Annotated in this window: 11 protein-coding genes; 8 read left to right on the top strand and 3 right to left on the bottom strand. The window is 60.5% G+C overall.

The window, feature by feature from the left end; all coding sequences use genetic code 11:
• Positions 1-133 precede the first annotated feature (133 nt).
• The 4 genes from AC5S27_RS03565 to AC5S27_RS03550 all read left to right on the top strand — a co-directional run bounded on the left by AC5S27_RS03565 (position 134) and on the right by AC5S27_RS03550 (position 4,571).
• Positions 134-1,591 carry an ATP-binding protein gene (locus tag AC5S27_RS03565; RefSeq protein WP_493933201.1) on the top strand — a complete coding sequence of 486 codons (1,458 nt, stop codon included), beginning with the start codon at positions 134-136 and terminating at the stop codon, positions 1,589-1,591.
• 179 nt (positions 1,592-1,770) lie between these two features.
• Entirely contained in the window at positions 1,771-2,754 is a 984-nt protein-coding gene (locus AC5S27_RS03560) for a GGDEF domain-containing protein (RefSeq protein WP_493933200.1), read from the top strand.
• Between the two features lie 9 nt (positions 2,755-2,763).
• Complete coding sequence (gene motA, locus AC5S27_RS03555; protein ID WP_493933199.1) at positions 2,764-3,648, top strand: flagellar motor stator protein MotA; 885 nt, start codon at positions 2,764-2,766, stop codon at positions 3,646-3,648.
• Positions 3,649-3,686: 38 nt separating this feature from the next.
• Complete coding sequence (locus AC5S27_RS03550; protein WP_493933198.1) at positions 3,687-4,571, top strand: flagellar motor protein MotB; 885 nt, start codon at positions 3,687-3,689, stop codon at positions 4,569-4,571.
• A gap of 6 nt (positions 4,572-4,577) precedes the next feature.
• On the opposite strand, the gene AC5S27_RS03545 is transcribed toward AC5S27_RS03550, so the two are convergent.
• Positions 4,578-6,443 (bottom strand): carbon starvation CstA family protein, encoded by a 1,866-nt coding sequence (locus tag AC5S27_RS03545; protein WP_493933197.1) that lies wholly within the window; start codon positions 6,441-6,443, stop codon positions 4,578-4,580.
• A gap of 155 nt (positions 6,444-6,598) precedes the next feature.
• Here AC5S27_RS03545 and AC5S27_RS03540 point away from each other — a divergent pair, with 155 nt between their 5' ends.
• Complete coding sequence (locus AC5S27_RS03540) at positions 6,599-7,027, top strand: hypothetical protein (RefSeq protein ID WP_493933196.1); 429 nt, start codon at positions 6,599-6,601, stop codon at positions 7,025-7,027.
• A 22-nt stretch (positions 7,028-7,049) separates the two neighbouring features.
• Here AC5S27_RS03540 and AC5S27_RS03535 read toward each other — a convergent pair whose 3' ends face one another.
• Positions 7,050-8,303, bottom strand: coding sequence for a DUF3179 domain-containing (seleno)protein (locus tag AC5S27_RS03535; RefSeq protein ID WP_493933195.1), 1,254 nt, complete (start codon positions 8,301-8,303; stop codon positions 7,050-7,052).
• 221 nt (positions 8,304-8,524) lie between these two features.
• Here AC5S27_RS03535 and AC5S27_RS03530 point away from each other — a divergent pair, with 221 nt between their 5' ends.
• The 3 genes from AC5S27_RS03530 (at position 8,525) to AC5S27_RS03520 (ending at position 14,103) form a co-directional block, all read left to right on the top strand.
• Positions 8,525-10,471, top strand: a complete 1,947-nt coding sequence (locus AC5S27_RS03530; protein WP_493933194.1) for an alpha-L-arabinofuranosidase family protein — start codon at positions 8,525-8,527, stop codon at positions 10,469-10,471.
• Between the two features lie 90 nt (positions 10,472-10,561).
• The gene (locus tag AC5S27_RS03525) at positions 10,562-11,692 is read left to right on the top strand and encodes an alkene reductase (protein ID WP_493933193.1); all 1,131 of its coding nucleotides are present in this window, start codon (positions 10,562-10,564) and stop codon (positions 11,690-11,692) included.
• A gap of 119 nt (positions 11,693-11,811) precedes the next feature.
• On the top strand, positions 11,812-14,103 hold the full coding sequence (locus tag AC5S27_RS03520) for an alpha-galactosidase (protein WP_493933192.1): 2,292 nt from the start codon (positions 11,812-11,814) through the stop codon (positions 14,101-14,103).
• Between the two features lie 69 nt (positions 14,104-14,172).
• On the opposite strand, the gene AC5S27_RS03515 is transcribed toward AC5S27_RS03520, so the two are convergent.
• Positions 14,173-15,348 carry an MBG domain-containing protein gene (locus AC5S27_RS03515; protein ID WP_493933191.1) on the bottom strand — a complete coding sequence of 392 codons (1,176 nt, stop codon included), beginning with the start codon at positions 15,346-15,348 and terminating at the stop codon, positions 14,173-14,175.
• Positions 15,349-15,652: the final 304 nt, after the last annotated feature.

Raw genomic sequence — 15,652 nt, 5'->3', positions numbered from 1 at the left:
GGTGAATGGGGTTTTTCGAGGGTTCGATGGCGAAAAACAAAAGTGGGATCGAAGAAACGCATCGTATTGCGGCACGCTACATCCATATAAGAGGTAAGTAGACCCTATGACAAGGGGAGCCTTCGCCGGAACAATGGCAGCAGCAACGGATATGGACAACGGGACGCCTTTTACGGTCGAGCGGGTATCGCTGGATGATTACGCTCAGCAATTAAGCACGGTATTTTCTTTTGCGGGTGTGACCCCGGACCAGCTTTGCGGACTTGGGGAAGCCGACCTGCTCCGGATCCCGGCGGGGGTGTTGTTTCATGACACCGCCGAGGAGAGCCGGACCTTCTGGGTGCTGCTCGAGGGCGAAGTACTGATCGACAAGTACGATGTGGATGGCAGCAGCTATCGCATGTACGTTGCCAAGGCTGGCGACTCGTTCGGCGAGGTAATCCTGCTGACCGGCAAGGTGCCTTCGCTGAAGATGCAGGCATCTCAGGATTCGATTGGCCTGCGCTTTGATGAAGATACGTTCTGGAAGCTGATGGCCTGCTCTCCCACGGCGCGGAAGATGGTGCTGGAGAACATGGCGAAGCGGCTGCATGCGCACATGGCCGAGGCAGCCCACCGCGAGAAGCTGGTTTCGCTGGGTACTCTGGCCGCTGGGCTGATGCATGAGCTGCATAATCCCGGCTCGGCAGCCAAGCGTGCTGCTTCGCAGCTGCGGGTAAACCTTCTCCGGCTACAGGAACTGAGCCTCACGTTTTGCGATAAGCCGGTAACTCCCGAGCAGTTAATCTGCATGCACAATCTGCAGACGGAGGCCATCAACCACGCCAAGCCGATCGCGATGAGCTCGCTGGAGCAGTCGGATGCGGAAGAGGCGCTGGCGGAGTGGCTGGATTCGGCCGGGGTTTCTAATGCTTACAAGATGGCGCCAACGCTGGTGGGGATTGGGCTGAGTTCGCGGGAGCTGGAATGCGCCAAATCTGCTTTTGCCGCTGAGGATTTCTCGAATACGCTGAACTGGCTGGAGTCGCTGGTGTCGAGCGTCTCGCTGGTGGGGGCGATCGAGGAGAGTATTACGCGGGTTTCTGACCTGGTGATGGCGGTAAAGAAGTTCGCCTACGACGACCGCTGCACGCTGCGCAACGTCGACGTCCATGACAGCATTCAGAGCACGCTGACGATTCTGGGTCACAAGATGCGGCAGAAACAAATCACGGTGGCGAAGCACTTCGACGCCGAGATGCCGATCATCAATACGACGGGCGTAGCGATCAGCCAGGTCTGGACCAATCTGATTGACAACGCCATCGACGCTTCGCCGGACGGTGGCGAGATCGATGTGCGGACCTGGGGCGAGCCGGGCAAGCTGGCGGTGAGCATTGGCGACCATGGCTCGGGAATTCCGGCGGAACTGAAGCAGAAAATCTTCGACCCTTTCTTTACGACCAAACCGGTAGGCAAAGGCACCGGGCTGGGGCTTGAAATCGTGCAGCGAATCGTCACGCAGAGCTTTGGCGGATCGATTGAGATTGATTCCAAGCCCGGAGATACGCGGTTTGTGATCCGGCTGCCGCAAGGCGGAGCGGTAGCTTAGGTTCTGGGGAAAGGCCCGGCAGAGGGTGACTCTGCCGGGCCTTTTTGCGTCTGGATAAGCCCATTCCGGCTCAGATGTTTCACATAGTTCTCTTTCCTCATCTCTCCGCCAATTTCGCCTTGAAGTAACTTGGGGGACTGCCGATAGACCCTGCATGTAGCTTTGTGGGGCAATTGGGCATGGCTGTTAGTACTGATTTGCAGGTGGAGCTGCTAGGCGCAGCGCTGGGCGAGCTGGACGAGGCCATCGCGGTGCTCGATGCGGGCTCGCGGGTGGTCTTCTGGAACGCGGCCGCGGAGGCGATTACCGGATATCACAGTGGGGACTTGCTGTCGCGCCCGTTTCCGGCGGAGCTTTACGAAGTAGACGCCCAGCGAAGGAGTCTTGCCGAACCGGCACCGGAGCCGCGACCGCTTTTGCGCATTGAGCGGCGAGCAACATTGAGAAACGACCCGAAGGCGGGACGGCCGGTTCTGGTGACGCTGCGCCATGCCCAGGGGCATTCGCTGCCGGGGATGCTGCGGACGACGCCACTGCGGGATGAAACGGGCAAGCGGTTTGGGACGCTGCTGCGGTTTCATCCGGTGGAGGAGATCGACACGCTGCCGCGTGGCGAGGTAGCCGACGAAGGCTTTAGGAGTGACGCGCGAGTGGAGCAGAGCCAGGCGGGGATGGAAGACCGGCTGGATGAGGCGTGGCAGGAGTGGAAAACGAATGCAGTTCCGTTCGGGTTGCTGTGGGTGAACGTGGACCAGGCCGCGACGCTTCGCCGCACCCATGGGCGGGATGCCGCTGAGGCGATGCTGGAGATTGTCGAGCGGACGCTGTTGCATGGGCTGCGACCGACGGAGATGCTGGGGCGCTGGGGAACGCATGAGTTCCTGGTGATCTGCCACGAGAGAACAACGGAGATGCTGCGGGCGCATGGACAGCATTTGGCGGCGGCTGTGCGGACGGCGGATTTTCGCTGGTGGGGGGATCGGGTGCCGCTGACGGCAAGTGTCGGCGCAGCACAGGCGGGCGAGGCCCAGCCTGGGATGCCCCAGTCCGAGACTCTTTCGGCGCTGCTGCGGCGGGCGCAGTTGGCCATGCGGGCTGGGTCGCCGGTTTCGATGGGCGCGACGGTTTCGATTACGACGGGCAAGGAAGAACAGCACATTTAGGGGGCGGGAATGTTCGCGATTATCGGGATTGTGGTGGTCTTTGGCGCGATTGTGGCCGGCTATCTGATGGAGAAGGGCAATCTGGCGGTGCTGGTGCAGCCGGCGGAGCTGATCATCATTGGCGGCGCAGCGCTGGGGACGCTGTTTATCGCCAATCCGATGCACATCATCAAGGCGATGGTAAGCGGGGTGCTTGGAGTTCTGAAGCCGTCGCCGTTTGGCAAGAAGAGGTATCTCTCGACGCTGCAGATGATGTTCGAGCTTCTGAACAAGGTGCGCAAGGAGGGGCTGCTCTCTGTCGAGAACGATGTGGAGAAGCCGAAGGAGTCGGCGATTTTCAAGAAGTATCCCGAGTTCCTGAAGGATCATCATGTTTGCGATTTTGTCTGTGACACGCTGCGCATGGCGATCACAGGCGGCGTGGAGCCCTTCGACATGGACCAGATGATGGAGCGGGACATGGAGGTGCATCACCACGGTGCGGCGATGCCGATCGCTTCCCTTTCGACGGTGGCCGACGCGCTGCCGGGGCTGGGCATCGTGGCGGCGGTGCTGGGGGTGGTGATTACCATGGGCGCGATTGGTGGACCTCCCGAGGAGGTTGGACACAAGGTGGCGGCGGCGCTGGTGGGCACCTTTCTTGGGATCCTGATGTGCTACGGCCTCGTAGGACCACTGGCGGCGAACATGACCAAGGGAGCCGATGAGTACAACGAATACCTGCAGGTGCTGCGGGTGCTGATGCTTTCGTTCCTGAAGGGGAATGCGCCGATCATCGCGATCGAGATGGCGCGACGGGCGATCCCGGCGCATGTGCGGCCTTCGTTTGCGGAGATGGAGAAGGCCTGCAAGGGCGGTGGCTCGGCTGCGCCGGAAGCTGCTGCGGCAGCCTAGGACGACCCAACAGAACAACTGATTGAGGAATTGAGAAAATGCCGCTGACGAAGCAGCCGATCATCGTGATCAAGAAGAAGGGCGGGCACGGCGGGCATCATGGTGGCGCGTGGAAGGTAGCCTATGCCGACTTTGTGACAGCGATGATGGCGCTGTTCATCGTGCTGTGGCTGCTGAATTCGAGCGTGAAGGTGAAGAAGGCGGTGGCTGGATACTTCAACGATCCGAAGAGCTCGCAGAAGGAAACCGGGTCGGACAAGATGGGCGATGCGGACAGCGTCACCTTGGACAAGACCAACGTGCAGAAGCTGAAGGAGCAGATCGAAAAGGCGATCAAGGAGCAGAACAATCTGGAGAAGCTGGCCAAGCAGATCGAGATCACGATTACGCCGGAGGGGCTGCGGATTGAACTGATCGAGGACAAGAAGGGCACGTTCTTTGAAAGCGGCAGCGCCAAGCTGAGCGAAACCGGGCAGCAGCTATTGGCGATGCTGGCGGGGCAACTGAAGCCTCTGCCCAATCACCTACTGCTGGAGGGACACACGGACGCGAAGCCCTACTCGAACGACAATGGATATACGAACTGGGAGCTATCCGCGGACCGCGCCAACGCAGCACGCAGGCTGTTGCAGCAGGATGGAGTAGGTCCAAGCCAGATTTCGCAGGTTCGGGGCTACGCCGACCAGATGCTGCGAGTCAAGACAGATCCACTGGACCCCACGAACCGGCGGATCTCTCTTATCGTTCAATGGGCCGATGCGCCGGTCGGCGTTCAGACAAAGACTGCGAGTGCGACGAAGCAGGAGGCCGGGAAAGCTGAGGCTTCGCCTCCCGCTTCCAAAGGTCCGCCGACCCCCGACAAGGCGGCGCTGATCGATCAGCTCAACAAAGGTCTCGCGGACAATAAAACGACGAAAAAATAGGACGACTCAGCAGCATCGATAAGGAGCGGCTGGTTCCAGGGTGACTTTGCCAGGTTCGGTAATTTCCGAAGTAGCGGAGGGTGGTGCAACGCCGCGCAGGGTCTTGAGGCAGCGCAGTAACGAGAGTCCAACGATGACGATGGCGCCGACGATGAAGATTGCCATGAGAGCGGTTTCGATCCAGCCCTGCAGCTGCGTGCCGGGATGCTGCGACATGGGGTAGAAGACGTTCTGAATGGACATGGTGCCCGCTGCAACCGTCGTCACAAGGACAAAGAGTGCGGGGATCAGCGTGCACCAGCCGAATATCGCTTTCTTGTGGTTGACCAGGTACGTCGTCATGGTCGCAAGCGCAATTGAGGCGAGCAGCTGATTAGCCGTACCAAAGAGCGGCCAAATCGTCGAAATTGTCCCACCCCAGATGAGGTATCCCCAGCAGACAACGATGATGCCGGTGGCGAGCAGGTTCGAGGGCAGCCAGTTGGTGCGGCCGAGCGGCTTGTAGAGCTTGCCCATCAGCTCTTGCATCACGTAGCGGGCAACGCGGGTGCCGGCGTCGATGGTGGTCAGGATGAAGAGCGCCTCGAACATGATGGCGTAGTGGTACCAGTAAGCGGTCAGCGACTTCATGCCGGGGATACCGCGGAAGATCTGCGCCATGCCAATTGCCAAGGACACGGCGCCGCCGGTACGTCCTGCGAGTTGTTCGCCGGCTTGCTGCGAAAATTCGGGCAGGTTCACAACGTGCATGCCGAGCTTGGCGAAGACCGCCGGAGGAGTGTTGATGGCGAAGTAGTCTCCGGGCATCATGGAGCAGGCGGCGATAAGCGCCAGCACGCCGACGAGCGACTCGGCCAGCATGGCTCCGTAGCCGATAAAGCGCGCGTCTGTTTCCTTGTCGATGAGCTTGGGCGTGGTGCCGCTGGCTACCAGCGAGTGGAAGCCGGAGATGGCTCCGCAGGCGATGGTGACGAAGAGGAACGGAAAGAGCTTGCCGGGGATGATCGGGCCGCCGCCATGGACATAAGGCGTGAAGGCCGGGAACTGCAGGTTTGGGTGGACGACGAGAACGCCAATGATCAGCGCCGCGAGCGTGCCGAGTTTTACGTATGTCGAGAGGTAATCGCGTGGCTCCAGCAGCATCCAGACAGGCAGCACCGAAGCCAGAAATCCGTAGCAGCAGAGGATGATGACGATCTGGTGCGGACTGAAGAGCAGCAGGTGCGCGAAGTTAGAACCGGCGAACCAGTGGCCTCCGACGAGCGCAACAACAATGGAAGCAATGCCGAAGATCGACGGGCCAAGAACACGGACTTTTCCGGCGTTGCCGCGGAACATCCACACGCCCATAATCATGGCGATGGGGATCGTGAGGCCGATGGTGAAGATGCCCCACGCGCTCTGGCTCAGTGCATTGACGACAATGATGGCGAGGCCGGCCATCGCGACGATCAGAATCAGCAGCACGGCGATCATCGCGAGCAAGCCGGTGACCGGGCCGACTTCGCGCTGGACGATGTAGGGCAGCGATTTGCCGTCATGGCGGAGGGAACCGATCAGAACAGTGAGGTCCTGCACTGCTCCGGCGAGGACTGCTCCCGCTACCAGCCAGATGAGGCCGGGAGCGAATCCGAACTGCGCTGCCAGCGTTGGCCCTACCAACGGACCCGCGCCGGCGATGGCCGCGAAATGGTGTCCGAAGACGACCCACTTGGGCGACGGGACGTAGTTATGGCCATCTTTGAAACGATGAGCGGGAGTGATGTTGCGGTCGTCTAGCATGAAGGCGCGCGTGGCGAGCAGCGCGCTGTAGTATCGGTACGCAACCGTAAAGATGCCTAGAACGATCAGCAGCAGTGGGAGAGTATTCAACGCAATCTCGGTTCCTGGAGTTTGGCCGTGCTCATGGGTTGGAGTATATCAATCAGCCACATGTGGCAGCGATACGTGGAACTGTAGAAATGGACCTGATTCGAAGGGTAAATCACCGCAGTATGAAAGAAGCTTCTATGCGAAAGAGCTGTTTCTTGATTGGGTTTCTTTGGATTCTTCTTGGGGCCACAGCCTTCAGTGTCGCCGCGTCAGGACAGGGCCCAAAGCCCTCGTCTGAGAGTGTGCCCCCGGTGATCCTGGAAGGGCTCGACGCGCTCAGGCAGTTTGGACCGGATGAGGCCGCGAAGGCATGGTCCAAGGGCAGCAGCTGGGAAGGTAACGCTGACCGGAGTTTTGCCAACAAGCTGCGGTCCATGCAGGAATCGCTTGGCGCATACAGGTCGTTTGAGATTCTCAGCGTCCGGCCGCTATCCGCCACCACGAGGATCGTCTATCTGACCTTGAACTATGACAAGGAACCGCGATTCGCAAAGTTTCTCGTCTATCACACCGCGCACAGTTGGATCCTGCTGGGCTACTACCTGGATGGGAATGCTGACTGGTTCCAGGCGGAGCTCAGATAGGCCTCATCCACTCACGCAGCGATCAGTTCTTGAAGACGTCGGTCTTGGGATAATGGTTCAGCCAGTCGAACCAGTAATCTTTATGGGCGTCAAGCGACTTGAGGCATTGGCCGGTGAGCTTCCCCTGGACTGCGCAGCCGCGGAAGTCCCAGAGGCTTTGCGTTTCCTGATCTTGTGCTACGACGTTCTTGTCGGCATTGCCGGGCTGGGGCTGCAGGAAAGTAAGTTTCTGTCCGGGCAGGTCGCTGCGGAAGGTGCGGATGGATGCTTGATCCGGGCCGACGAGAATGAGGACCGGCGCGGCGTCCCAGCTATCCTCGATGACCTTGGCGGCAAGGATCGTCTTGATGGGATACGCCTTGCTGCTGCCGTTGACGGTGACGCCGAGCATCAGTTCGTGTGGGGCGATGCCGGACTTGCTGGTATCGATGACGGTGCGGGTTTTCAGGACCTGCTGCTCCCAGTCCTTGTCCTCGTACTTCTTTTCGTAAGGCGCATCCGGCTTTAGAACAAGGCCGGTAGGGTTCTCCTTGCTCCAGAGAGCGAAGGTCAGCTCGTCGCTGTGGACGAGGGTTAGCTGCTTGCCCTTGAGCGGGCCGTAGATGGCCTGTCCGGTGCTCTGCTGCCAGATGCTGCTGGTCTGCTCGTCGCGCATGAGGGCGTTGCCGTTGTTGATGCCGGCGAGGCGGAACTTCAGGGTCTGGCCGTCGAGGATGCGGCTCCAGATAAGTCCGGTGTGACAGAGGGTGCAGTAGGTTGCTGCGATGGGCTGGTCGCCGATCATGTCGTTGACGATGTGGTGATAGCCCATCGTTCGGATCGGATAGGCGTGGGAGGCAAAGCCTACCTGCACGGCGAGAACCTTGTCATCAGGATCGACTTTGACCGCGCTGATGTTGACGAAGGCTGGGTCTTTGTAAGGGTGGAACATGATCTCGAAGATGTTGATGTGCGAGGCGACGGCTCCTGCCACAACGATGACGGCGCAGAGCGCGAGTGCGACGCGACGGAGGATGCGGGAGCCTTTCCATGTACGGAAAAGGACGAGCAGGACAGCGGCGGCGCAAACTGCTGAGATCCACGGGGCAAGGTCGCGAACGGTGAGAGCCAGAGCGAGCTGCGAGGGCTCCTGAGGGCGGAAGGGGCGAATCACGTACATCGGAATCGCCAGGCAAGCCAGCGGAATCAGGGTCGCGATCACGGCGATGACCAGGAATGTTTTGCCTGCGGATTTGGCCTTGGGAATTGCGGCTGCCTGAACGCCGGTTGCGTGCATGGTGACTTCCCTTCCGGAGAAACCCAATCGTTATACCACTGGCAGGCGAGGCGAACATCATGCCTAAGGTTGATATCGAATGTGGATCGCATATTTCCGCATTCTTCTCCCAATTCGCGTGACAGGAAGTGGGACAGGGATTGAGACTTGGGTGTTCGCCGCAGCGCTTATGATTTGCGTTGCTGGCTTTTGTCAGGTAGCGGGCTGTCAGTGGAGGGTGCATGTTCGGTGGGCTCAGTCTTGAAATGGTGCGGTTGGTCTTGCGCAGAGGTTTCGTTACAGCTGGCTGCGTTGTCTTGACGATGGCGATCCTGTCACCGGATGGCGTAGCTCAGGATGGGGCGAAGCTGGCGATTGACGTGACGAAGGTGGTGTCGCCGGTAAGCCCTACGCTGTATGGGCTGATGACGGAAGAGATCAATCACTCCTACGACGGCGGGCTCTATGCGGAGATGGTGCAGAACCGCGCGTTCCATTCCGACTGGGAGGGAGAGCCGCCGTGGGATCTGATCCGGCGCGGCAACGCTGTGGCTTCGCGCGCTGTTGATAAGTCGAACGGGCCGAGCGATGTGTTTCCGTTCAGCATGAAGCTCACTGTGACGTCGGCTTCGGCGGGCAACGAGGCTGGACTGACCAATCCCGGCTACTGGGGATACGGGATGAAGCCCGGAACAACGTACTCCGGCTCGCTGTACGCGCGGCTGGAAGATTCCAGCATCGGCCCGATTACGGTTCGTATCGTGAACGACAAAAGCGGGGCGGTGTTGGCGAAGGCTGACGTGGTCGTGAAGCCCGGTCCATGGCAGCGATACGAGTACAAGCTCGTAACCGGACAAATCGCTCCTTCAATCGCGAACCATCTGGAGCTGACGGTGGCGCATCCGGGCGCGGTCTGGCTGCAGATGGTTTCTCTGATGGAGCCGACGTTTCATGGCAGGCCGAACGGAAACCGAATCGACCTGATGGAGCGGATGGCGGCGATGCATCCGAAGTTTCTGCGCCTTCCCGGCGGCAATTACCTCGAAGGCATGACCGTCGCGAGCCGGTTCGACTGGAAGAAGACTCTGGGGACGGTTGTCGATCGGCCCGGGCATGAGGGGCCGTGGTTCTACTGGTCGAGCGATGGGCTAGGGCTGCTTGAGTTCCTGGAGTGGTGCGAAGACCTGAAGGTGGAACCAGTGCTGGCGGTCTATGCCGGCTATTCTCTCGGAGGCGCCCATGTGGCAACGGGCAAAGATATGGAGCCGTATGTGCAGGACGCGTTGGACGAGATCGAGTATGTGACCGGCGATGCGACCACCAGGTGGGGCGCGGTCCGGGCGAAGGATGGGCATCCGGCGCCGTTTCCGCTGCACTATGTCGAGATCGGCAACGAGGATTATCTGGACCGGTCGGGCAGTTACCCGGCGCGCTATGCGCAGTTTGCCGAGGCAATCCACGCCAAATATCCGCAATACAAGCTCATCGCGACCGACGGCAACAGCGAGTACACGACCAAGGTGAATCCCGACGTTTCAGACGAGCACTACTACAAATCTCCGGCAGACATGATGGACCTGGTACATCACTATGATTCGGTGCCGCGAACGGGGCCGAAGATTTTCGTGGGCGAGTGGGCGACGCGGTCTGGCTCACCGACGCCGAACTTCGGGGACGCTTTGGGTGATGCGGCCTGGATGACAGGGATGGAGCGGAACAGCGATCTCATCGTGATGGCCGCCTACGCTCCGCTCCTGGTGAATGTGAGCCCCGGCGGGATGGAGTGGCCTACCGACCTGATCGGCTTCAACGCGGGCACGACGTATGTTTCGCCAAGCTACTGGGCACAGGCGCTGTTTGCCGGGCACCTCGGCGAAGGGACGGCGCGGAGTTCCATCTCCGGCGAAAACCCGCGATTCTTCTATTCAGCAACAGTGGGTGCGGGAGTGCTGCACCTCAAGCTGGTCAATGCTTCGAGCGTAGCGCAGCCACTGGCGATTACGCTCGCCGGGGCTCATGGCGCGAAGAATGCGAAGATGTTTTCGCTGCATGGCGCAACGTATGAGGCAACGAATTCGTTGGCGGATCCAAATGCCATTCATCCGGTGGAGTCGACCGTCTCCGTTGGCGGCGAGTGGAAGCACACGGTGCCGCCGCTGACGATCCAGGTTGTTGATATCCCGTACTAGATTGCCGTAACCGGTAGTCCAATCAAAATGGAGTGTTGAGCCTTTCCCGATTGTGCATCGGTTGTGCCCTCGCTCGCATCTACTGGTCCTATGTCCAATTTTCCAGAGTTGTTTTCTTCTTTGCAGGTGGGTGAGTTGCGGTTGGCTCACCGTGTTGTGATGGCTCCATTGACGCGCATGCGCTCGACGCAGCCCGGCGATGTACCGAACGCCTTAAATGCCGAGTATTACGGCCAGCGGGCGTCGGAGGGCGGGCTGATCATCTCTGAGGCCACGCAGATTTCGCGACAGGGTAAGGGCTATCCCGCCGCGCCGGGCATCCACTCGGCGGAACAGATCGAGGGATGGAAGCTGGTCACGGAGGCTGTCCATGCCAAGGGCGGGCTAATCTTTCTGCAACTCTGGCATGTAGGCCGCGTGAGCCACACATCGCTGCATCCGGAGACGGGGCTGCCGGTTTCGGCTTCCGCCGTGGCGATTTCCGACGGCTCCAAGGCTTTTACCGCCGACTTTAAGCAGGTGCCGTACGAAACTCCCCGTGCGCTTGAGATTGAGGAGATCGAAGAGATCGTCGATGACTACCGTGCGGCTGCCCTGAATGCCAAGGCAGCAGGTTTTGACGGCGTCGAGGTCCACTCTGCGAATGGCTATCTGCTGGATCAGTTCCTGGAAGACAAGACCAACCAGCGCACCGACGAGTATGGCGGTTCCATCGAGAACCGGGCGCGGTTGCTGCTGGAAGTCGCGGATGCGGTGATCGAAGTGTGGGGCAGTGGCCGGGTAGGTGTTCGGCTGTCGCCGTACGGCACCTTTGCCGATATGGGTGACTCTGATCCGGCGGCGCTGTTCACCTATGTGCTGGGTCAGCTTTCAACCAAGAATATTGCCTACGCGCATCTGATTGAGCCGCGCTCCTCGGGTGCAGGCGGCGGCAAGCCGACGGATGAAGCGGCTCCGCGAACATCGCACCTGTTCCGCAAGGCCTTCGAGGGCGTGCTGATTTCGGCTGGCGGCTATACCGGGGAGACGGCCGAGGAGACCATCGCCGACGGGTATGCCGATGCGGTGGCGTTCGGACGCCTCTTCATCGCAAACCCGGACCTGCCGGAGCGGCTGCGGACGGGTGCTGCGTTGAATGCGCCGGACCGCCGCACGTTCTATGGCGGCGCCGCGAAGGGCTACACCGACTACCCGGCGCTGGATGCTGTAGCGGCCGACTAAGGCAGCTTCGGTAAGGGAAAGATTGAGGCAGGCGAGCGTCCGTTCGAGCTCGCCTGCCTTTTGGCTTTTCCAGAGGCTACGGGCGAATGTTAGGATGACTCGGATTGGAGAAGTCGCCCATGTTCGCCAGCTTGTTCGTTTCTATTTTGAAAACCTTTCCATATTTGCCTTCCATTCAACCCCTGAAGAATTTTGCGAAGCCTCTTGCAACGGGAGTTGCCGCCACTTCCCTGCTGGCCTTCGGCTCGGGCGTGCTCGCGCAAACACCCGCTCCACCGGCGTCTGCCCGCACGACGTATCAGCCGGTTTTCCGCCTGGATGGCGGCAACACGACCTATGCGTTTGGCGTAAACGAACGCGGCGAATTGCAGCAGCTTTACTGGGGCGGACGCATCGCGGCGACGGATACGATCGTTCCGGCAAAGGGTCTGCCCGAGCAGGCATCGTTCGACTCCTCCTACAACGACACGCCGCAGGAGTACGCCGGCTGGGGCGCGGGGCTCTACATGGAGCCGGCACTGAAAGTCACCTTTGCCGACGGCAACCGTGATCTGGTCCTTCACTACGCCTCCAATAAGAAGATCGACGACCAGACGCTGGATATCGTGCTCAAGGACATCAGCCGCGCCGTGACCGTCACGCTGCACTACCAGATGGACCCGGAGAGCGGCATCCTGGCTCGCTCAGCCACTGTCGAGAACAAGGAGCCGAAGCCGATCGTCATCGAGCAGGAAGCTGCCGCAGCCTTCGCGCTGCCCCCGGCGCGCTACACGCTGAACTACCTGACCGGGCGCTGGGGCGGTGAATGGACACTGAACCGCGAGACAATCCACCAGGGCCAGCGGGTGCTCGAAAGCCGCCGCGGCAGCACCGGCCATCAGAACAATCCGTGGTTCGCCATCGGCAAAGGCAGTGCCGCTGAAGAAGGCGGCGAGGTCTGGTTCGGTGAGTTGGCATGGAGTGGCAACTGGCGGATCTCCGTCGAGCAGGACACGCTGGATGCAGTGCGCGTGACGGCCGGGTTCAATCCGTTTGACTTTGCCTATCCGCTCAAGACGGGCGAAAAGCTGGAGTCGCCGGTGATGTATGCGGGTTACACGCGGCACGGCTATGGCGGCGCTTCGCGGGTGATGAACAAGTTCACCGTCTCGCACATCCTGCCCAACGGTCCCACACCAAAGCCGCGTCCGGTCATTTACAACTCCTGGGAAGCGACCGAGATGAACGTCACCGAATCCGGCCAGGAGAGGCTGGCGGAAAAGGCTGCCGAGCTAGGCATCGACCGCTTTGTGATGGACGATGGCTGGTTCGGCCAGCGCAAGACAGATCACGCCGGTCTCGGCGACTGGTACGTGAACAAGGAGAAGTTCCCCAACGGTCTGAAGCCGCTGATCGACAAGGTGCATTCGCTCAAGATGGACTTCGGCCTTTGGGTCGAGCCGGAGATGGTCAATCCAGACTCCGACCTCTACCGCAAGCATCCCGACTGGGTGCTGAACTTTCCTGGCCGCCCACGCAGCGAGGAGCGAACGCAGCTGGTCCTGAACCTGGCCCGGCCCGATGTGCGCGCCTACATCTACGGCTTCCTGGACAAGCTGCTCAGCGAGAACGAGATCGCCTTCCTCAAATGGGATTACAACCGTAACTGGAGCGAGCCGGGCTGGGACCAGGTTCCGCCGAATGAGCAAAAGAAGGTCTATGTGGAGTTCACGCGCAACCTGTACTCGATCCTCGAAGAACTACGCAAGAAGCATCCCAAGGTCGAGATTGAAAGCTGCTCCGGCGGCGGCGGGCGCGTCGATCTCGGTATCCTGCAATACACCGACGAAGTCTGGCCTTCGGACAACACCGACCCGCTGGACCGGCTGACACAGCAGGACGGCTTCACTCGCGCGTATCCAAACCAGATCATGCTGAGCTGGGTCACGGATTCGCCGCACTGGCTGAACTTCCGCTCGACATCAATGACCTACCGGATGCTCGTTTCGATGGAAGGCGCGCTGGGCATCGGCGCCAACCTCGACAAGCTTTCGCCGGAGGACCTGGCGACCATCAAGCGACTGACCGCGGCGTATCACGAAGTGCAGAAGACAATCGCCCAGGGTGAGTTGTACCGGCTGATCTCTCCAACCAATGGCAGCGAGTTTGCCGCGACCGAAATGGTCGCGCCGGACAGGTCGCAGGCGGTGCTGTTTGCTTACGTCCACTCAACCCAGGAAGGACGCGGCTTTCCGAGGCTCGAACTGATGGGGCTCGATGCCAAGGCGACCTACACGCTCACCAGTATCGAAGGCAAGACGCTGGATGGAACTCCGACCGAGGCAAGCGGTGCGTGGTGGATGAACCACGGCATCGATCTCGCACTGCGTGGAGACTTCCAGGCTTCCGCCTTCCGGCTCGACAAGAAATAACTCACGTCCTAAGCCAGAAGAGCCTTCCTGCAGAACGCGGGAAGGCTCTTCTGTTTGCCGCCGATGTTGTTACTGGGGAAGCTGCTCGTTGAGGGCTTTGCGAATGGGTGCAGCAGGAACCGGAGCGGCCTGCGATTGTGGTGTCACCGGAGTCGCGGGCAGGATTCCCGTATGCACGACAGCATCGGGTGTCGCGGCAGTGAGTGAGCTCTCCGCGTAGTTGGGAATGACAGCGGAGCGAACCGGAGCAGGAGCGGCTACGTCGACAATCGCCGCGTAACTCAGGGAAGGAGGCGCAGCAGATCGAATCGACGGCGGAGTTCCAGCACGGTTCGCGGTCCCGGCGGCAGGCAGAAGACTGTCCGAGATGGCGACGGCTGCGGCAGGCGGCGCGAGCGGGCTGACCGTTGGCATGGTCAAGGTGGAAACAGCGGCGGGGCTGCCGGAGAGCGAAAGATCGGTGGTCAGCGTGGCGGTGAGCTGCTTGATCGCGGTCCGCACCACTCCCGGCTGATGCGATGCCGGGGAGTTCGCAAGAACGACAGGATCATCGTCCGGCAGCGGGCCGTCAATGACCGCGAGCGTGCCGAAGCCTGCGGTGAAGACATAGTTGGGCGAGTCGAGCGTACCGGGGTTGCCCTTGATGGCGTAGTTGCCGAAGCGGCTGCCGGCGGTGGCGGTGGTCGTGAGCGATGGCTCGCCGGAGATCTTTGCCGTGGCCATCGTGTCGCCGTTGACGAAGCCCTGAATGGTGTAGCTGGAGATGGAGGGCAGGGTTCCCGCGCTGGTCTGGTGGTCCGTGGGAACGACGATCAGGGTGGCTTTATTCACAACCAGATTGTCGAAGTGAACCGCAGCGGCTGGAAACTGGGTCACTTCGGCGGTGACGGCTCCCGTGGAGGGCGTAAGCCCGATGGCTGTTACGGAAGCCAGGCCGCGCTCGTCCGTGAGTGCGTCCGTCACGCTCAGCCCAATGGTTGCAGGGGCTCTGAAGTGAATGCCAACGCCGGCCAGTGGCTGGTGCGTCGATGGATCGGCGACGAAGACCACCAGCGGCGCGGCAAACTGCGAGGCGTAGATGGTTTGCTGGTCGGACCCGGACAGAATTCGGACCTCAGGTGGGCCAGTAAGCGATGCCGGACGTGTGCCCGCGAGCGAAGAAAGGGGCAGTGAAGAGACTACGGCGAAGCAGAATACGGCCTTTGGGATCGATACGGCTAGGCAGGGTGCGGTGAAGCGTTGCATAACGACTTCCTGGAGTTCAGCGGCTCATTCGGGGGAGATGGCTGCAAAACTCGTCGGTGCGCCGGCCTTATCTGGGAGCGGCGGCGAAACGCTGCACCGCAATTGTCGCGTTCCTTACTGATCTCTCATGCTCATCCCACCATTGCGGCCTGTCCATGGCACAACGGGCACCAAAAGAGGCACCTTATGTAACTGTTACCGGACGGTGAAGGCCCGTTTTGGGCTTGCTCATGACGGGAGATCGCCAAAAGCGCATCCGATTTTGGCTACACCATTCCGGGAAAATGGATTAGACTTTCGAGAG

The organism is Acidicapsa borealis (genome assembly GCF_059115245.1).
Note: the sequence above shows the minus strand (reverse complement) of the source record. Positions and strands in the feature narration are given on the sequence as shown.